Source organism: Flavobacterium rhizosphaerae (assembly GCF_046000445.1).
GTDB lineage: Bacteria > Bacteroidota > Bacteroidia > Flavobacteriales > Flavobacteriaceae > Flavobacterium > Flavobacterium rhizosphaerae.
The window spans coordinates 341,506-356,770 of sequence record NZ_JBELPZ010000001.1 but is presented as its reverse complement, the minus strand read 5'-3'; the positions used below and the strand labels follow the sequence as shown (position 1 = coordinate 356,770).

Genomic DNA, 15,265 nt, shown 5'->3' with positions numbered 1-15,265 from the left:
TATGGCACATACTCACGATCATGCAGCAAACGTAAAAAGAATCTGGACAGTTTTCGGTATTCTTTCGGTTGTAACTATAGTAGAAGTTATATTAGGTATAATTCGACCTGATTTTCTTTACAGGGTAGACTTTTTTAATATGAATCTGCTTAACTGGATTTTTATTATACTTACCATATTTAAGGCATACTACATTATGTGGGCGTTTATGCACCTTGAGGGCGAAAAGAGCAGCCTTAGGTGGACAATTGTAGCCCCGCTAATATTTTTGATACTTTACCTGGTGTTCATCTTACTAATTGAAGGTAATTATATTTTTGAAGTGTACCGTGATGCTCCTAACTTTAAATGGATTTTCTAAGTACATTGATTATTATTCATAAAAAAGGCGGTTATTTCAACCGCCTTTTTTAATTTTGTAACCGGAAATAAGTTTCCACTTTTAAGAAATGAAAAATAAAATAGTTCTTGTAGTTTTACTCATACTTCCCGTTACATTATACGTATACTTTTCGCTTGCAAAACATAATTCGCTTTTTTTACCGGTGCTCAATAAATATGTGCAGGAGCTGCCACAAGGAGAAACGCTTAACAAGCAACCGGTGAAACTAAAAGGGTACATTACAATATTGGGCTTTTTGGGAGACAGTGTTGAGCAGAAAAAAGAAAGTGTTTTTAATATTGACCAGAAAATATACCAGTCTTATAAAGAATTTAATGATTTTCAGGTAGTCATGGTGTTGCCAAAGGGCAACGAGCAGAAGGTGCAAAAGCTGATACAGGATTTTTCAGTAACCTCCAATATTTCCGGTTGGAAGTTTTTATTTGCCGATAAAAATGATATTAATAGTTTTTACAGTTCGCTAAAAGTAAAAGACCCGCTTAGTAACGCCTATGGTACTACCAATGTGTTTATTATTGACAAAGACGGTAACCTAAGGGGCAGGGACGGTAGAAACAATAACGTAAAAAGCGATAATTACAAAGATGCCTATAATAGCTTTTCGGCAGCTGAGCTGCATAACGAAATGACGGATGATTTAAAGATAGTGCTGCAGGAATACCGTTTGGCACTTCGTAAAAATGATACACTAAAAGGCGTAAAACGAGAAATCTGATGAGTAAGAATAACAAGGCGTATATTGGCATATCTTTTATCATACTTATTTTTGGCATCTGGGCTATACCTAAAATTGTGGCTAAATTTCAAAAGTCTGATTTGCCTGTGATAGGGCCTGTACCTCAATTTGAACTTACTGACCAGGATGGCAAAAAAATATCAAATAAAGATTATCTGGGTAAGGTGTATGTGGTAGAATTTTTCTTTACTACCTGCCCAACCATTTGCCCGGTGATGAACCAGAACATGCTTAAACTACAGGATGCTTTTTATGGCAACCCTGATTTTGGTATTGCCTCGATAAGTATTAATCCGGAGTATGATACCCCACAAATACTGAAAGAGCATGCAAAAGAATTGGGAGCCAAGCATTATAACTGGCATTTTTTAACCGGTGATAAACAATACATACATAACCTTGCTGTTAAGGGCTTTAACCTGTATGCAGGAGAAAACTCTAAAGTGCCGGGGGGGTTTGAGCATAGCGGCCTTTTTGCCCTGGTAGACAAAGACGGCATGATAAGGAGCCGGAAAGACAGTTACGGCAATCCTATTACATATTATGACGGGCTTGAAGAGTCTGGCGTTGAAGCAATAAAAGAAGATATTAAAGAATTACTGGAAGAATAATGGATAATGTAGTAAACCGCGATGCTAAAAAAAAGTATGATAAATGGATTATCATATTATCTGTAGCTATACCTGTGGCTGTGGCGTTGTTGTTTGGTGTCAACCTGAGGAAACTTGGTTTTGATGTTGAACCTTTAGGTTTTTTACCTCCTATATATGCCACAATAAACGGCTTTACCGCTATTGTGCTTTTTTTGGCCGTAAGGGCTATAAAAATGGGTAAACAAAAGCTGCATGAAAACCTTATGAAGTTTGCTATAGGCCTTTCGGTATCCTTTTTGGTGATGTATGTGGCCTACCATATGACATCAGACCCTACCGAGTTTGGCGGTACAGGTATAATAAGTTATATATATTATTTTATATTGATTACCCATATCATGCTTTCGGTAATAATTATACCTTTTGTACTGGTTACTTATGTGAGGGCTATTGCCAAAAATTACGAGAGGCATAAAAAACTGGCGCGTATAACCTATCCGTTATGGATGTATGTAGCCATTACCGGTGTTATTGTTTACCTGATGATATCACCTTATTATCAATACTAAATAATATGCTTAAAAAACTTTTCTATATACTTGTATTCTTGCTGTTATCATCGCAAAGTGCGGTTGCACAATGCGCCATGTGCCGTGCGGCACTATCCAGTAGCGAACAAACGGCACAGGCCGAAGGTGTAAACAGCGGTATTGTTTACCTTATGATTTTTCCGTACCTTATGGTAGCCATTGTAGGGTATGCGGTATACCGCTTGCGCAAAAAGCAAAAAGCGGCACTGTAAACCCTTTATTTAACCCCGTCAATCTTTATATCAATTTTGCCGGTAGCTTTTATAAAAGCTACAATAGCGTTATTGGTAAGTGCTATTTTATCAAACTCAAAATCATTTAATGTGCCGTTTATAAAAACACCGTTAACAGGCGAGTAATTATTAAGGTATGGCTGCATTTCTTTTCTTCCTTCTTCAAGATTTTGTTTTATGGAATACCGGCAATTTTCTTTAATTTTCTTTAAAATATAACCTTCAGCCAGCCAGTTAGCTGTTTTCATCAACACACCTTTAGTGTTAAGTACATAGTCAAGCTGGTCAAAATATATTTCCTTTGTTACAGTATCATAAGCAGGCGTTCCGCTAAGGTATATGGTGCCGTTAATACTTCCGTTAAGATCTAAAGCTACAATCATTTTACCGTCTTTACTCCACAAGGCAACATTTTGCACCACTATTTTCTTATTTCCGGAGCCAAACTCATGCCCCTTAAAGTTTTCGGTTATTATTTTAGAGGCATTTTCAAATGTAGAAACACCGGCTACAACTACATTAACTTTATCAGGCATTGTAGCTACTGTTTTAAGTACAACGCTTTCTTTTTTAAAGGCAGGCTTAGGTTTGTGCCCTACTGCGGTTTCCAGTGTGCACTTTAAACCCATCTGCATGGTTATCTGTTTTTTAGACAGTGTTGCATCGGTAGCATAAAGCTCAACGGGGGTTAGCGTAAACCAGGTATTGTATTCTTCATTTGCCAAAAAGGGAGTGCTTATTTGCTGTAAGGCATCAAGTACCTGTGGTTTAAAATCTACTGTTTCTTTTATGGCGTTATCTACTTCTTTCTCGATAGTAGGTTTAAAATATTTCAGCGCAGGGTCTATAAGAAATGTTATGGCAACCTTTTTGCCGGCTACAGTTACGGTGGGGGTTTCGTTCCATTTCAGGGCATCAAAGCTGGTTTTGGTGTTTAATTTCCAGTTTGTGAGCGATATTTTACTGCTAAATGTTATAACGGCATCCAGGTCAAATTCGCGGGTATCATACAGGTCAAAACCCATAGCCGATGTACCGTATTTTACTTTCCCGTTTATTTTCAGCGGTATGCTTGTTTGTAATTTTCCGTTTTCTTCTGTAAATTTTATGGGTGCGGTTTTCCATACTTTAAGAGTAATATTGTCGTCATCAATATTTTTATCTTCATAAATAAGGCCGTCCATTAATTTGTTGAGCTGGTTTTGCACATCAGCCAGGGCCAGGCTAACCGGCACATTTATAAAAGATGTAGAAGCCTGATAAGCCACATCGGTTGTATTCCCGGGCTCCGGTTTAAGGGCTTCTATTTTTTTTGCAGAAGAGCAGGAGGCCGCTAAAACAGCCGCCATTAAGCAAATGAGGTATAAAGTTTTTTTCATAAGGAGTAAGGGGTGAAAAACCAAGCAAATGTATAATTAAAATTGTAACAAAAAACAGCTAACATATACTAATAGGCTGGCAAGTTATGCTGCTATATTTATTTTAATAACTTTGCATAGTTATTTGCAACCAATATTTATGAAACACAAAATATATTACCTTATACTGTTGGTGTTTACAGCACAATCTACAGTACTGGCGCAGGAAAAAAAATGGACACTGCAGGAGTGTGTAGCTTATGCACTGGAGCATAATATTTCAGTACGCCAGTCTGAACTTGATCTTAAAGTAACCGAAATCACAAAAAAAGATGCTTTAGGCAACTTTTTGCCCAGCGCTAACATCAGCGCCAGCCATTCATGGAATACCGGTTTAACACAAAACCCCATTACCGGTATAAACCAGCAATTAACCACAAGCAATACCTCTGCCAATGCTTCGGTGCAGGTAGACCTTTACAAGGGCTTGCAAAACCAGTTGCAGTTTCAAAGGGCTAAAATGGCCATATTAGCAAATAAATACCAGCTACAGCAAATGAAAGAAGATGTAGCTCTTAACGTAGCTAATGCCTATTTGCAGATATTGTTTAATAAAGAAAATTTAAAAGTACAGCAGCAACAGCTGCAAGAAGATCAGCGGCAGCGTGAGCGTACACAGCAACTGCTTGATGGCGGCTCTGTGCCCAGGGGCGATTTGCTTGATGTTGAAGCTACTGTAGCAGCCGATAAACAACGGGTAATAGAGTCTGAAAATCAATTGTTAATCTCAAGGCTTACATTGGCACAGCTGCTACAGTTAGAGGATTTTCAAAATTTTGATATTGTTGATGAGGGTTATGATATGGGAGAAAGCGAAATTATGCTGCAAACACCGTCAACTATTTACCAAAAAGCAAAGGATACACAGACCTCTATAAAACTTGCGGAAGCCAACCTTGATGTGGCTGAAAAAGATGTAAAAATAGCCACTCGTGCTTATCAGCCAACATTAGGTGGTTTTTATAACCTTAACATGAGGGCTACGTCGTTAATTTCAGATCCGTTTTTAGACCAGTTTTGGGATTATAAAGGGCACACTTACGGTTTTCAGTTAAATATACCTATTTTTAACGGGCTTACAGTACGCAATAATGTAGCCAGGGCGAAGGTAGCGCTGGAACGTTCTGAACTTGCTTATGACCAACAGGCGTTGGATCTTGAGCGTAATGTATACACAGCCTATACAGATGCACAGGGGGCTTTAAAAGCGTATGAAGCAGCCGTTTCGGCAGCCGATGCGCGGGAGCAGGCACTTGAATATGCTAATGAGCGGTATGAAGTAGGCCTTATAAATGTATTTGACTTTAACCAGGCGCAAACTCTTTCGGTAAACTCTCAATCAGAAGTGTTGCGTACCAAGTATGATTACATATTTAAAATAAAGATATTAGAGTATTATTTCGGAATCCCAATTATTCAAAAACAATAGCAATGTCCAAAAAAACTGTTTACCGATTATTAGGCGCAATAATTATTATAATTATTGTTTTGGTAGTACTTAAAAAAACGGGTACAATTGGTAATAACGATGAAGGTATAGAGATAGAAACTACCACAGCGAATACAATGACCATAACCGAAACCGTTTCGGCTACCGGTAAAATTCAGCCTGAGGTAGAAGTAAAAATATCATCAGAAGTATCGGGTGAAATTATTGCATTGCCTATAAAAGAGGGGCAGGCTATTAAAAAGGGCGATCTTTTGGTGAGCATTAACCCTGATTTGTATGAATCAGGACTGAGCAGGAGTTCTGCGTCACTTTCTACAGCGAAAGCAGGACTGGCACAGGCAGAAGCACAGCTAACCGAGGCAAAGTCTAATTATGAGCGCAACCAAAAGCTTTATGATAAAGGCGTTATATCAAAATCTGAGTGGGACAAAATTGTTTCTGCTTATGAGGTAGCCAAAGCGGCAAAGCAATCGGCTTATTTTAGCATGCAGAGTGCCGGTGCTACTGTAACTGAGGCTAAGGATAACCTGAACAGGACCACAATTTATTCTCCGGTTGATGGTACTATTTCTAAACTGGATGCCGAACTGGGTGAAAGGGTAGTGGGTACACAGCAAATGGCCGGTACCGAAATATTGCGCGTGGCCGACCTGAATAATATGGAAGTTGAAGTGGAGGTTAATGAAAATGATATTGTTAAGGTCGCAGTAGGCGATGAGGCCGATATTGAAGTAGATGCTTACCTGAAACGAAAGTTTAAAGGTGTAGTAACCAGTATATCTAACTCTGCCAGTAGTGATCTTACAGCAGACCAGGTAACTAACTTTGAAGTTAAGGTGCGCATACTTAAAGAATCGTATGCGGATATGACAGAAGGTAAACCTGAAAACTATTCGCCCTTCAGGCCGGGTATGACCGCCACGGTAGATATTATTACCGAAAGAAAAACAAATATACTGGCTGTGCCTATAAGCGCAGTTGTTGTGAAAACTGATACTACATCAGCCAAACGGGATATTGTTGAAGAAATGGAGCAGGAGGAGAAAGAGAAAGAAACCGGTGTGCTGAACGAAAGGTTTGAATGTGTTTTTGTTAAAGAAGGCGATAAAGCAGTATTAAGGCCTGTTACCACAGGTATACAGGATGATAAAAATATAGAAATAAAATCGGGTATTAAAAAAGGCGATGTTATTATAACAGGGCCTTATAATGTGGTTGCCAAACAACTTAACCCTGGTGATAAAGTTAAAGTAAAAGGTGGGGCACAAAAGTAATAATGGCTTATATACTTACTATTGAAACAGCAACAAAAAACTGTTCGGTTGCATTAGCAAAAGATAATACTACCATTGCCCTCAAAGAGTTTGCAGGCGAAGGCTATGCCCATGCCGAAAAGCTACACGTATTTATTGATGAAATAATTAATGCAGCGGGTATTAGTTATACTACGTTAGATGCTGTTGCCGTAAGCATGGGGCCTGGCTCATACACCGGGTTACGTATTGGTGTTTCTGCAGCAAAAGGATTATGCTATGCCCTCGAAATCCCCCTTATAGCGCTTGATACCTTGGAAATACTAGCCAGGGCCGTTTCTATTGAAAGTGGTATTATTATCCCTATGATTGATGCGCGCCGTATGGAAGTGTACAGTGCTCTATTTACACCGCAATACAAAAAGATAGGAGATACACAGGCAGAGGTGCTTACAGAAAGCTCTTATAACCATATAGAAGAACCTTTGCACCTTTGCGGTGATGGGGCGGCTAAGTTTGCCGGCATTGCTACTAATGCTAATGTATGCCTCCATCAGGATATTATCTATCCTTCTGCTGCCCAAATGGCCCAAATGGCATTTGATAAATACAAAATAAGCGACATTGTAGATGTCGCTTATTTTGAACCTTATTATTTAAAAGACTTTATAGCCGGTAAAAAACAATTATAGTATTGTATTAAGATAGGCTCCTAGTTGTTTCAGGCCTGCTTCTTCATCAGTTTCAATATCATTTTTCTTGATATAGTTGCGTACCTCTTTCCCCAAATCATCATTAGGCATTAGCTTTTCAAGGTCTTTATCCCTACGGAAGTATTGCGCAGGTGCATCGCCTATTTGTATATAATATTCATCTTTAGCCTGTTTATAAGTATTAGGTTTGCTGGCTTCATAACTGTTTGTGCCAATTTTACCAGGCTGTAGGTAAATACGTTCACGCTTATATATTTTTACTTTAGGTGTTTCGCTTATAACTTTTAAATAACCGTTAGTCCTGTTATCATCTCTGTCTACATATTCTGCAGTAGTATACTCATTGCCATTGTTAACAAAAGATATTTTAACACCGGCCTGCTTTGGTAACATGCTGGGTTTACCTTCCTGTGGATTGTTAATTTCAAAATAGTCATTAAAGGCATTGTAACGTAGTAATTGTACTTGGTCTGAACCTGATATTTTGGCAGGCATATATTGTTCAGTAATATACTGTGAACCTGTTGTGGTGAGTTTTTCGGTGCTGGTTATAGCGGTTCGTCCATCAATTGGACCCGTTGAACCCTGATTAACACCTTGCTGTGCATTTGCTGTAACACCTGTTACAGCCAGGAGAGCTGCATAAAAAATGCTTTTTTTCATTGTTAAAATTTTTGTAAATAAAAGGGGTAATTATAATTCTTATTCATTAAAGGCAATAAATGTGCCACTTTATAAACGATATTTTTTTTAATTATTGTTTGATATGCTTATTTTTTCATTACGGATATTAAGATCCTGCTGAGGGAACGGAATTTCGATGCCTTCTTTGTCAAATTCTTCCTTAATGGTTTCTTTAACATCAGAGAGCATCTGCCAGAAATCCTGGTTAGTGGCCCATACAAATACCTGAAAGTTTACAGAACTGTCTGCCAGTGCTTTTATGCGTATTATCGGAGCGGGATCATCCAGTACTTTTTCATTGCTTTCTACAATACGCGTTAAAACCCCCTTTACATGCTTTAAATTAGATTTGTAGCTTACACCTATTATAAGTTCTTCTTTACGTATCGGTTCTTTAGAATAATTTTTAATATTACCATTTGCAAGCTGCCCATTGGGTATAAAAACCACTTGGTTACTTGGGGTTACCAGTTTGGTGTAGAGTATCTGTATTTCAGATACGGTTCCGCCTTCGCCCTGTACTTCCACAAAGTCACCCACACGAAAAGGCTTAAACAAAACAATAAGCACACCTCCTGCAAAGTTAGAAAGAGACCCTTGTAGTGACAGGCCTATAGCAAGGCCGGCAGCGGCTATAATAGCAGCAAATGATGTGGTTTCTACCCCGAGGCTGCCAATTACAATAATAAAGAGCAGTACCCTTAACGCCCATGTTCCTAAATCTAAGAGAAATTTAATCAGTGTAGGATCCATATCTTCACGGCGCACCATCATGCGCTTCATGAATTTCCTGAAAAATTTGATGATAAAAATTCCTATGATTAAAACAAGCACGGCTTTAATAAGGCGTGGTATATAACCAATAATCATTGCAGTAAATGCAGCTGCATAATCGTGTAAATTGTCCATCTTTTAAATTGAAAATTATTATAAAATTAAGTCTTTTAACGTGTCTTTAGTGTTTTGGGCAGGCAAATTACAAGCCTTATTGTGACAAACATAAAACATTAAACTATGTTTAACAAAACGCTCTTTTAAAAATGGTATGTCAGAATCTTTATCACTCCCGGCTATAATAACATGGGGCAGGTAGTGGCTGTTTATTTCTTTTACCGCTTCCGGCGCGGTGGTGCCGCAAATGGCAAGCTCACGATTTGCAGGAGATAGTTCCAGCCAAAGATTCATCCAGTTTGAAAATGCCGAAGGGTAGTCAAGTCCCGGTAGTATATCATGCAGCATTTGTAGTGCAACTTTTTCATAATACGCGTTATCAAATAAAATACTTAGTTTATATAATATATTGCCCATAACGGAATTAGAGGCGGGGATAACGTTGTCTTCAATTTCGTAGTGTTGGGCAACCAGTTTTTCTCCATCTTTATCGGTGTAGGTGAAAAAATGTTTTTGTTCATCATAAAAATGATCCAGGCAATAGTCGGCAAGGCGTTTTGTTTTAATAAGCCATTGCTCACTTAAAGTAGCTTCATATAATGTAAAATAACCATCAGCCAATAGTGCATAATCATCTAAAAATCCTTTAATTTTTACATTACCATTTTTATAAGTACGCCAAAGCGAGCCATCATTATTTTGCAGGTTCTTTTCAATAAACTGTACATTAGCCAGTGCTTTTTCAAGATACTCATCTTCACCCAAAGCTTTGTAAGCATCGGCATAGCCTTTAAGCATTAGCGCATTCCACGAGGTAAGTATTTTATCGTCTAAGCGTGGTGGCTGCCTGTTTTGTCTGTTTTGATAAAGTAATTTTTCCCATATAAGCTTCTTTTTTTCCAGTTCTTCTACAGGTAAGCCTTCTTTTTGTGCAATATCAGTAAGGGGTAGGTTTTGTATTAGTACAAACCTGCCGTTTTCCCAAAAACCAAAATCATTTATATTAAAAACTGTGCTAAATAAGTCAAAATCGTTGCCCAGTAAATCTTTCAGCTCATGTTTTTCCCAGCTATAAAAAGCACCTTCTTCAAGTTCTCCAACGGCATTAATGCTATCAGCGTCAAGTGCGCTGTAAAAGCCACCATCATTATTAGAGAGTTGATCTGTTATAAAAAAATCAATTTTTTCAATAACAGTTTTATATAGCTGGTTTTTAGTGCGGCGGTACGCGGAGGCATACAGGCTCATAAGCTGGCCGTTGTCATACAACATTTTTTCAAAATGTGGTATGTGCCATTCGCGATCTACAGAATAGCGTGAAAACCCGCCGCCAACGGTATCAAAAAGTCCACCCCACGCCATGCGCGTTAGTGTAGCATCTACATAATTCAGTGTATTTTGGTTTTTAAACTGGTAGCCAAATCGTTGCAGAAATTGCAGGTTTACCGGCATCATAAACTTTGGTACACGCGCCATGCCCCCGTATTCCATATCAAAACTCCCGGCCCATTTAGATACTATATCTGCAATAGCAGCAGGGTCTGGTATGCTGTTTTGTGAATTTGGGCTTACTAAACCAATGTTAGAAACACCTTCCATGAGCTGGCTGGCATACTCTTCCATTTTGCTGCGGTCGGTTTCAAAAATATGTTGTAGCTGCGTAATGGCTTTTATCCAGTCACCTTTCCTAAAATAGGTGCCACCCCAAACCGGTCTGCCATCAGGTAAAAGTATAGCATTCATGGGCCATCCACCCTGGCCAGACATTAACTGAACGGCTTTCATGTAGGTAGCATCAACATCAGGGCGTTCTTCACGGTCTACCTTAATGCTTATATAATATCTATTCATTATTTCGGCAACGTCATTATCTTCAAAGCTTTCATGCTCCATTACATGGCACCAGTGGCAGGCACTATAGCCAATGCTTACTATAATAAGTTTATCGGCATTTTTAGCATGTTCCAGTATTTTGGGTGACCATGCTTTCCAATGTATTGGATTGCCGGCATGCTGTAACAGGTAAGGACTGGTTTCTAAAGATAGCTCGTTCATTGCTGTAAATTGAAGCATAAAATTAGTAAAACATACCCCTCTAGGCAAGATAAACCCATAGTATTGTAGAATGGTTTAAAAATTATATGCTGAAAGTTATAGGCAAAATGCTATTCAGGTTTATTAAAACGTTTTCGTAGTTTCTCCATTTGATTTCATTTATGGCCTTTTTGTATACGTATTTTTGAGAGGTACTACAAAAGTTAGTAAACTTGAATATACTTATATGAAAAAACTGATACTGTTACTACTTACCTTTTTATCTTCTACTTATTTTTCTAATGGCCAAAATAAAAGCATAGCAAAATCTACAGGTAGTGGCGCATTTTATTCGGGCCACTACAAAAATACACTAAAGGAAAGCGGCTATAGAAAAAAAGCTATTGACCAAAAATTAGCAAAGGCCTACTACGACCTTTTTGAAGGGCCTGATAAAATTTATTTTGAAGTAGGCGATTCTATGGCATATGTTTCAGATATTAAAAATCACGATGCCCGTACCGAAGGACTTTCTTATGGGATGATGGTAGCGGTACAGCTGGATAAAAAAAACGTTTTTGACCGCATCTGGCGCTGGTCTAAAAAATACCTGCAACACCGGGAAGGGCCACGGAAAGGCTATTTTGCATGGAGTATTAACCCGCAAACCATGAAAAAAAATTCTGAAGGCTCTGCGTCAGACGGGGAGTTGTATTATGTTACGGGCCTGCTGTTTGCGGCTAACCGATGGGGGAATGATACCGGAATTGATTATTACAAAGAAGCCCGCTTTATATTGGATGAAATGTGGAAGAAAAATGGCGAAGGCAATATTTATAACCTGATTAATACAGATCATAAAATAATAACTTTTGTGCCTGAAGGCGATGGGTATAAATGGACAGATCCTTCATATCAGGTTCCGGCTTTTTATGAAGTATGGGCTCTGTATGCCAAAGACGGGCACGAAGAGTTTTACAGCGAGTGTGCCGATGCTGCCCGGGAGTTTTTACATCTGGCCTGCAAAGCGCCCACCGCCTTAAATTATGATTATACCGAATTTAACGGAGATGCACACCCTACACCATGGATGCCTGCAGCTTTTAGGTACGACTCTTGGCGGGTGCCTATGAATATTGCTATGGATTATACATGGTTTGGAAAAGACAAAGCCTGGCAGGAAGATTATGCAAAGCGTTTTCAGGGCTTTCTCCGGTCTAAAGGTATTGATACCTTTGACGACCAGTTTGCCATTGACGGCTCAAAGCCCGACTATATATTGCCTGCGGGTGGTATAACAAAACTGCGCCATTCACTGGGGTTGGTAGGTACTGCAGCTACAGCTTCTATGGTTAACAAAGACCCTGAAAGTAAAGATTTTATAAATGCCCTGTGGAAAGCAAGGCTCGAACCTTATGAAGATGGGTATTTTGACCCGTACTATGATGGGTTGATGTATCTCTTCAGCCTAATGCACTTAAGCGGCAATTATCAGCTTATTGAGCCGCAGGCCAGATAGTGCTTTGGTATGACTATACCTGGCAAGAAGGAAAAATCTTACTGATAGTTTTAGCTGTTAGCTACAATTTTAACTGCGCTACGGTATAAATAAGCGCCATGTATATTGCGTTTTGCAAAACGTGCAGGAGAGTCTGCATTTACCATTTTAATGTAAATGTTTTTGGGTACACCAAAATATTCATACTGGTTGCCGTCTGCAAAATTCATGTACAGTACATTATTGTCAAAATAAAAATCTACTAATGGCTGGGTAGTGGTAGTCTGTATATATTCCGCTTTGGTTTTTTCAAGTGTTTCGGGTGCTACGCTTACTAAAAAATGATATGCTTCAATAATAGCAGTACTTCTTTCTTCGGCAGCAATACGTTCTGCATCATCGGCAATAGTGTCCGGATGATGGTCTTTCATGTTATTCCTGTAAATGGTTTTCAGTTCTTTAAGGGTAGCCGTTTTAGTAACGTTGAGTAGCTTTCGGTACTCTATAATCTTCTTCATATTCATAACCCAAACATTTAATGTGTTTATTTTTTTACTTAAAAACCAAAAAACCCGCTATTAGCGGGTTTTTAGTGGTACCTCCAGGAATCGAACCAGGGACACATGGATTTTCAGTCCATTGCTCTACCAACTGAGCTAAGGTACCGTTGTTATTGCGGGTGCAAATATAGAACCATTTTTATATTATGCAAAACAAAATATAAAAAAAATCAATTACTATCTTTGCGCTTCAAAATTAAGTAAGATGCTCTTAGCTGTAGATATAGGCAATACCAGTGTCAAGATGGCTGTTTTTGAGGCTGATGCCCTTTTGGAGCGTTTTGTTTCAGATAAAAAAACAGTACTGCCGGCTTTTTTACAAATTTTTCAAAAATACCCCGGGGTAGCCCATACTATACTTACTTCTGTAGGAAAAGAGGATGATAACCTGTTGGTGTTTTTGAAAAGTAAAACACAAGTAACACAAGTTAATCACAGAACAAAGTTTCCGTTTATTAATAATTACGCCACGCCCCATACCCTGGGTACAGACCGTATGGTGCTTGCAGCCGGGGCAGTTTTAAGCCATCCGGCACAAAACAGGCTGGTTATAGATGCCGGCACCTGTATTACCTATGACTTTGTGGATGCGGATAATGCCTATGCCGGCGGTGCAATATCCCCGGGTATACGTTTACGGTATGAGTCAATGCATAATTTTACGGCAAAACTTCCGTTGTTATATGCTGAGGTGCCACAGGGCTATATTGGCAACACCACCGCAGGGTCTATGCACTCGGGCGTTATAAACGGTGTAGTATTTGAAATTGAAGGGTTTGTGAAGGAGTATGCGCAACAATATCAGCAGGTAACGGTAATATTAACAGGAGGAGATGCAGAGTTTTTGGCAAAGAGATTAAAAAGCACCATATTTGCCAATTCAAATTTCCTGCTGCAAAGCCTGAATCTTTTATATTTATATACAAATCAAAAATGATTAAAAAAATTATTGCGGGCGTATGCCTTCTTTTCTCGAGCATAGTTTTTTCACAGCAAAACAGCGCTTCACCATATTCATATTATGGCATTGGTACAGTTAAAACGGGTACTGTTGACACAAGGTCAATGGGGGGGCTGGGTATTTTTCCGGACAGTATACACTTAAACCTGCAAAACCCTGCTTCTTATAGTGCCTTACGCCTAACAACATTTACCGTAGCAGGCAGCAATGCCAGGACAACTTTAAAATCAGACGAAGGTTCAGAAAAAACCAGTACAGCTACAATAGATTATATTGCACTGGCGCTTCCCTTTGAAAAAATAGCATTTTCGGTAGGGCTAATGCCTTATTCTTCGGTAGGCTACCGTATAGAAAACACTACACAGCCAGACCCGGGTGACGGACTTACCCGCGCCCACAGGTTTGAAGGTAACGGTGGTATAAACCGTGTATATGCCGGGGTAGGTTATGCTATATCATCTAAGCTACGCTTAGGGGTAGATGTACAGTATAATTTTGGTAATATAGAAACCAAAGCCATTACTACGGTTCCCGATGGGCAACTACAATATTATACCCGCGAAATAAACTCATCAGATTACAGCGGTTTTTCTTTTAACATCGGCGCTATGTATGCTGCAAAGTTCAGGGACAAATACAACTGGTTTACCAGTGCTACTTTTTCACCTCAATATAACTTAAACAGCGATTCCAGCAGGCAGATTGCTACAATTACTTTAGGGAGCTCAGGTGCTGAAGGTGTTGTTGATGAAGTAGATATTAATGCTATTAATGCCGATACAAAAATGCCAATGAAATTTTCGTTAGGTACCGGTATAGGGCAGGCACAAAAATGGTTTGCAGGGTTAGAGTATACCTATACAGGCGAAAATGAGCTTAGCAGCCGTTTTGATAATGTAACTAACGCCGGTTATGAGGTGTCGCATAAAGTATCATTAGGCGGGTTTTATATCCCTAATTATTTTTCTTATACCAGTTATTTAAGCAGGGTTACTTACAGGGCCGGTATACGTTATGAAAAAACAGGTTTGGTTTTAAATAATGAGCCTATTAATGATTACGGCCTTACCCTTGGACTTGGCCTGCCGCTTGGCGGTATTGGCGGCTCTAACCTTAACATAGGGGCTGAGTTTGGAAAAAGGGGTACTACTAACGCAGGTCTTGTGGTTGAAAATTACATGAACTTTTTTGTAAGCCTGTCCTTAAATGACAAGTGGTTTATAAAGAGAAAGTATGATTAATTTATTA

General features: G+C 39.0%; 16 protein-coding genes and 1 tRNA gene. 11 read left to right on the top strand and 6 right to left on the bottom strand.

The features are described from left to right. The first annotated feature begins 1 nt into the window (after position 1). From ABS766_RS01605 to ABS766_RS01585, 5 genes are all read left to right on the top strand, one after another. Positions 2 to 361, top strand: coding sequence for a cytochrome C oxidase subunit IV family protein (locus tag ABS766_RS01605; RefSeq protein ID WP_408083335.1), 360 nt, complete (start codon positions 2 to 4; stop codon positions 359 to 361). Between the two features lie 88 nt (positions 362 to 449). Continuing rightward, complete coding sequence (locus tag ABS766_RS01600; protein ID WP_408083334.1) at positions 450 to 1,118, top strand: hypothetical protein; 669 nt, start codon at positions 450 to 452, stop codon at positions 1,116 to 1,118. Further along, on the top strand, positions 1,118 to 1,750 hold the full coding sequence (locus ABS766_RS01595; protein WP_408083333.1) for an SCO family protein: 633 nt from the start codon (positions 1,118 to 1,120) through the stop codon (positions 1,748 to 1,750). Before ABS766_RS01600 ends, ABS766_RS01595 begins: the two co-directional genes overlap by 1 nt. Continuing rightward, positions 1,750 to 2,301, top strand: a complete 552-nt coding sequence (locus tag ABS766_RS01590; RefSeq protein WP_408083332.1) for a DUF420 domain-containing protein — start codon at positions 1,750 to 1,752, stop codon at positions 2,299 to 2,301. Before ABS766_RS01595 ends, ABS766_RS01590 begins: the two co-directional genes overlap by 1 nt. A 5-nt stretch (positions 2,302 to 2,306) precedes the next feature. Further along, on the top strand, positions 2,307 to 2,534 hold the full coding sequence (locus tag ABS766_RS01585; RefSeq protein ID WP_408083331.1) for a hypothetical protein: 228 nt from the start codon (positions 2,307 to 2,309) through the stop codon (positions 2,532 to 2,534). 5 nt (positions 2,535 to 2,539) lie between these two features. On the opposite strand, the gene ABS766_RS01580 is transcribed toward ABS766_RS01585, so the two are convergent. Beyond that, positions 2,540 to 3,934, bottom strand: coding sequence for a DUF4403 family protein (locus ABS766_RS01580; RefSeq protein WP_408083330.1), 1,395 nt, complete (start codon positions 3,932 to 3,934; stop codon positions 2,540 to 2,542). A gap of 139 nt (positions 3,935 to 4,073) precedes the next feature. On the opposite strand from ABS766_RS01580, the gene ABS766_RS01575 reads away from it, so the two are divergent. From ABS766_RS01575 to tsaB, 3 genes are read left to right on the top strand one after another with little or no spacing between them, the layout of a single operon-like run. Then, complete coding sequence (locus tag ABS766_RS01575) at positions 4,074 to 5,402, top strand: TolC family protein (protein WP_408083329.1); 1,329 nt, start codon at positions 4,074 to 4,076, stop codon at positions 5,400 to 5,402. A 2-nt stretch (positions 5,403 to 5,404) separates the two neighbouring features. Continuing rightward, the gene (locus ABS766_RS01570) at positions 5,405 to 6,697 is read left to right on the top strand and encodes an efflux RND transporter periplasmic adaptor subunit (protein ID WP_408083328.1); all 1,293 of its coding nucleotides are present in this window, start codon (positions 5,405 to 5,407) and stop codon (positions 6,695 to 6,697) included. Positions 6,698 to 6,699: 2 nt separating this feature from the next. After that, on the top strand, positions 6,700 to 7,368 hold the full coding sequence (tsaB, locus tag ABS766_RS01565; RefSeq protein ID WP_408083327.1) for a tRNA (adenosine(37)-N6)-threonylcarbamoyltransferase complex dimerization subunit type 1 TsaB: 669 nt from the start codon (positions 6,700 to 6,702) through the stop codon (positions 7,366 to 7,368). Here tsaB and ABS766_RS01560 read toward each other — a convergent pair. From ABS766_RS01560 to ABS766_RS01550, 3 genes are all read right to left on the bottom strand, one after another. After that, positions 7,363 to 8,052: a hypothetical protein gene (locus tag ABS766_RS01560; protein WP_408083326.1), complete on the bottom strand. Its 690-nt coding sequence runs from the start codon at positions 8,050 to 8,052 to the stop codon at positions 7,363 to 7,365. The genes tsaB and ABS766_RS01560 overlap by 6 nt on opposite strands. Before the next feature lie 87 nt (positions 8,053 to 8,139). Next, positions 8,140 to 8,982 carry a mechanosensitive ion channel family protein gene (locus ABS766_RS01555; RefSeq protein ID WP_408083325.1) on the bottom strand — a complete coding sequence of 281 codons (843 nt, stop codon included), beginning with the start codon at positions 8,980 to 8,982 and terminating at the stop codon, positions 8,140 to 8,142. Between the two features lie 18 nt (positions 8,983 to 9,000). Continuing rightward, the gene (locus ABS766_RS01550; protein ID WP_408083324.1) at positions 9,001 to 11,019 is read right to left on the bottom strand and encodes a thioredoxin domain-containing protein; all 2,019 of its coding nucleotides are present in this window, start codon (positions 11,017 to 11,019) and stop codon (positions 9,001 to 9,003) included. Positions 11,020 to 11,245: 226 nt separating this feature from the next. On the opposite strand from ABS766_RS01550, the gene ABS766_RS01545 reads away from it, so the two are divergent. After that, on the top strand, positions 11,246 to 12,517 hold the full coding sequence (locus tag ABS766_RS01545) for a glycosyl hydrolase family 8 (RefSeq protein ID WP_408083323.1): 1,272 nt from the start codon (positions 11,246 to 11,248) through the stop codon (positions 12,515 to 12,517). Positions 12,518 to 12,567: 50 nt separating this feature from the next. On the opposite strand, the gene ABS766_RS01540 is transcribed toward ABS766_RS01545, so the two are convergent. Next, the gene (locus tag ABS766_RS01540; RefSeq protein WP_408083322.1) at positions 12,568 to 13,014 is read right to left on the bottom strand and encodes a KTSC domain-containing protein; all 447 of its coding nucleotides are present in this window, start codon (positions 13,012 to 13,014) and stop codon (positions 12,568 to 12,570) included. A 75-nt stretch (positions 13,015 to 13,089) separates the two neighbouring features. Beyond that, positions 13,090 to 13,162 (bottom strand) — tRNA-Phe (locus ABS766_RS01535). A gap of 99 nt (positions 13,163 to 13,261) precedes the next feature. Between ABS766_RS01535 and ABS766_RS01530 the strand changes: the two genes are divergently transcribed. Both ABS766_RS01530 and ABS766_RS01525 read left to right on the top strand, forming a co-directional pair. Then, entirely contained in the window at positions 13,262 to 13,993 is a 732-nt protein-coding gene (locus ABS766_RS01530; RefSeq protein WP_408083321.1) for a type III pantothenate kinase, read from the top strand. Next, positions 13,990 to 15,258, top strand: coding sequence for a hypothetical protein (locus ABS766_RS01525; RefSeq protein WP_408083320.1), 1,269 nt, complete (start codon positions 13,990 to 13,992; stop codon positions 15,256 to 15,258). Before ABS766_RS01530 ends, ABS766_RS01525 begins: the two co-directional genes overlap by 4 nt. Positions 15,259 to 15,265: the final 7 nt, after the last annotated feature.

Coding starts and splice junctions, on each gene's coding strand:
- ABS766_RS01605 (WP_408083335.1), top strand. CDS start 2: ATGGCACATACTCACGATCATGCAGCAAACGTAAAAAGAATCTGGACA.
- ABS766_RS01600 (WP_408083334.1), top strand. CDS start 450: ATGAAAAATAAAATAGTTCTTGTAGTTTTACTCATACTTCCCGTTACA.
- ABS766_RS01595 (WP_408083333.1), top strand. CDS start 1,118: ATGAGTAAGAATAACAAGGCGTATATTGGCATATCTTTTATCATACTT.
- ABS766_RS01590 (WP_408083332.1), top strand. CDS start 1,750: ATGGATAATGTAGTAAACCGCGATGCTAAAAAAAAGTATGATAAATGG.
- ABS766_RS01585 (WP_408083331.1), top strand. CDS start 2,307: ATGCTTAAAAAACTTTTCTATATACTTGTATTCTTGCTGTTATCATCG.
- ABS766_RS01580 (WP_408083330.1), bottom strand. CDS start 3,934: ATGAAAAAAACTTTATACCTCATTTGCTTAATGGCGGCTGTTTTAGCG.
- ABS766_RS01575 (WP_408083329.1), top strand. CDS start 4,074: ATGAAACACAAAATATATTACCTTATACTGTTGGTGTTTACAGCACAA.
- ABS766_RS01570 (WP_408083328.1), top strand. CDS start 5,405: ATGTCCAAAAAAACTGTTTACCGATTATTAGGCGCAATAATTATTATA.
- tsaB (WP_408083327.1), top strand. CDS start 6,700: ATGGCTTATATACTTACTATTGAAACAGCAACAAAAAACTGTTCGGTT.
- ABS766_RS01560 (WP_408083326.1), bottom strand. CDS start 8,052: ATGAAAAAAAGCATTTTTTATGCAGCTCTCCTGGCTGTAACAGGTGTT.
- ABS766_RS01555 (WP_408083325.1), bottom strand. CDS start 8,982: ATGGACAATTTACACGATTATGCAGCTGCATTTACTGCAATGATTATT.
- ABS766_RS01550 (WP_408083324.1), bottom strand. CDS start 11,019: ATGAACGAGCTATCTTTAGAAACCAGTCCTTACCTGTTACAGCATGCC.
- ABS766_RS01545 (WP_408083323.1), top strand. CDS start 11,246: ATGAAAAAACTGATACTGTTACTACTTACCTTTTTATCTTCTACTTAT.
- ABS766_RS01540 (WP_408083322.1), bottom strand. CDS start 13,014: ATGAAGAAGATTATAGAGTACCGAAAGCTACTCAACGTTACTAAAACG.
- ABS766_RS01530 (WP_408083321.1), top strand. CDS start 13,262: ATGCTCTTAGCTGTAGATATAGGCAATACCAGTGTCAAGATGGCTGTT.
- ABS766_RS01525 (WP_408083320.1), top strand. CDS start 13,990: ATGATTAAAAAAATTATTGCGGGCGTATGCCTTCTTTTCTCGAGCATA.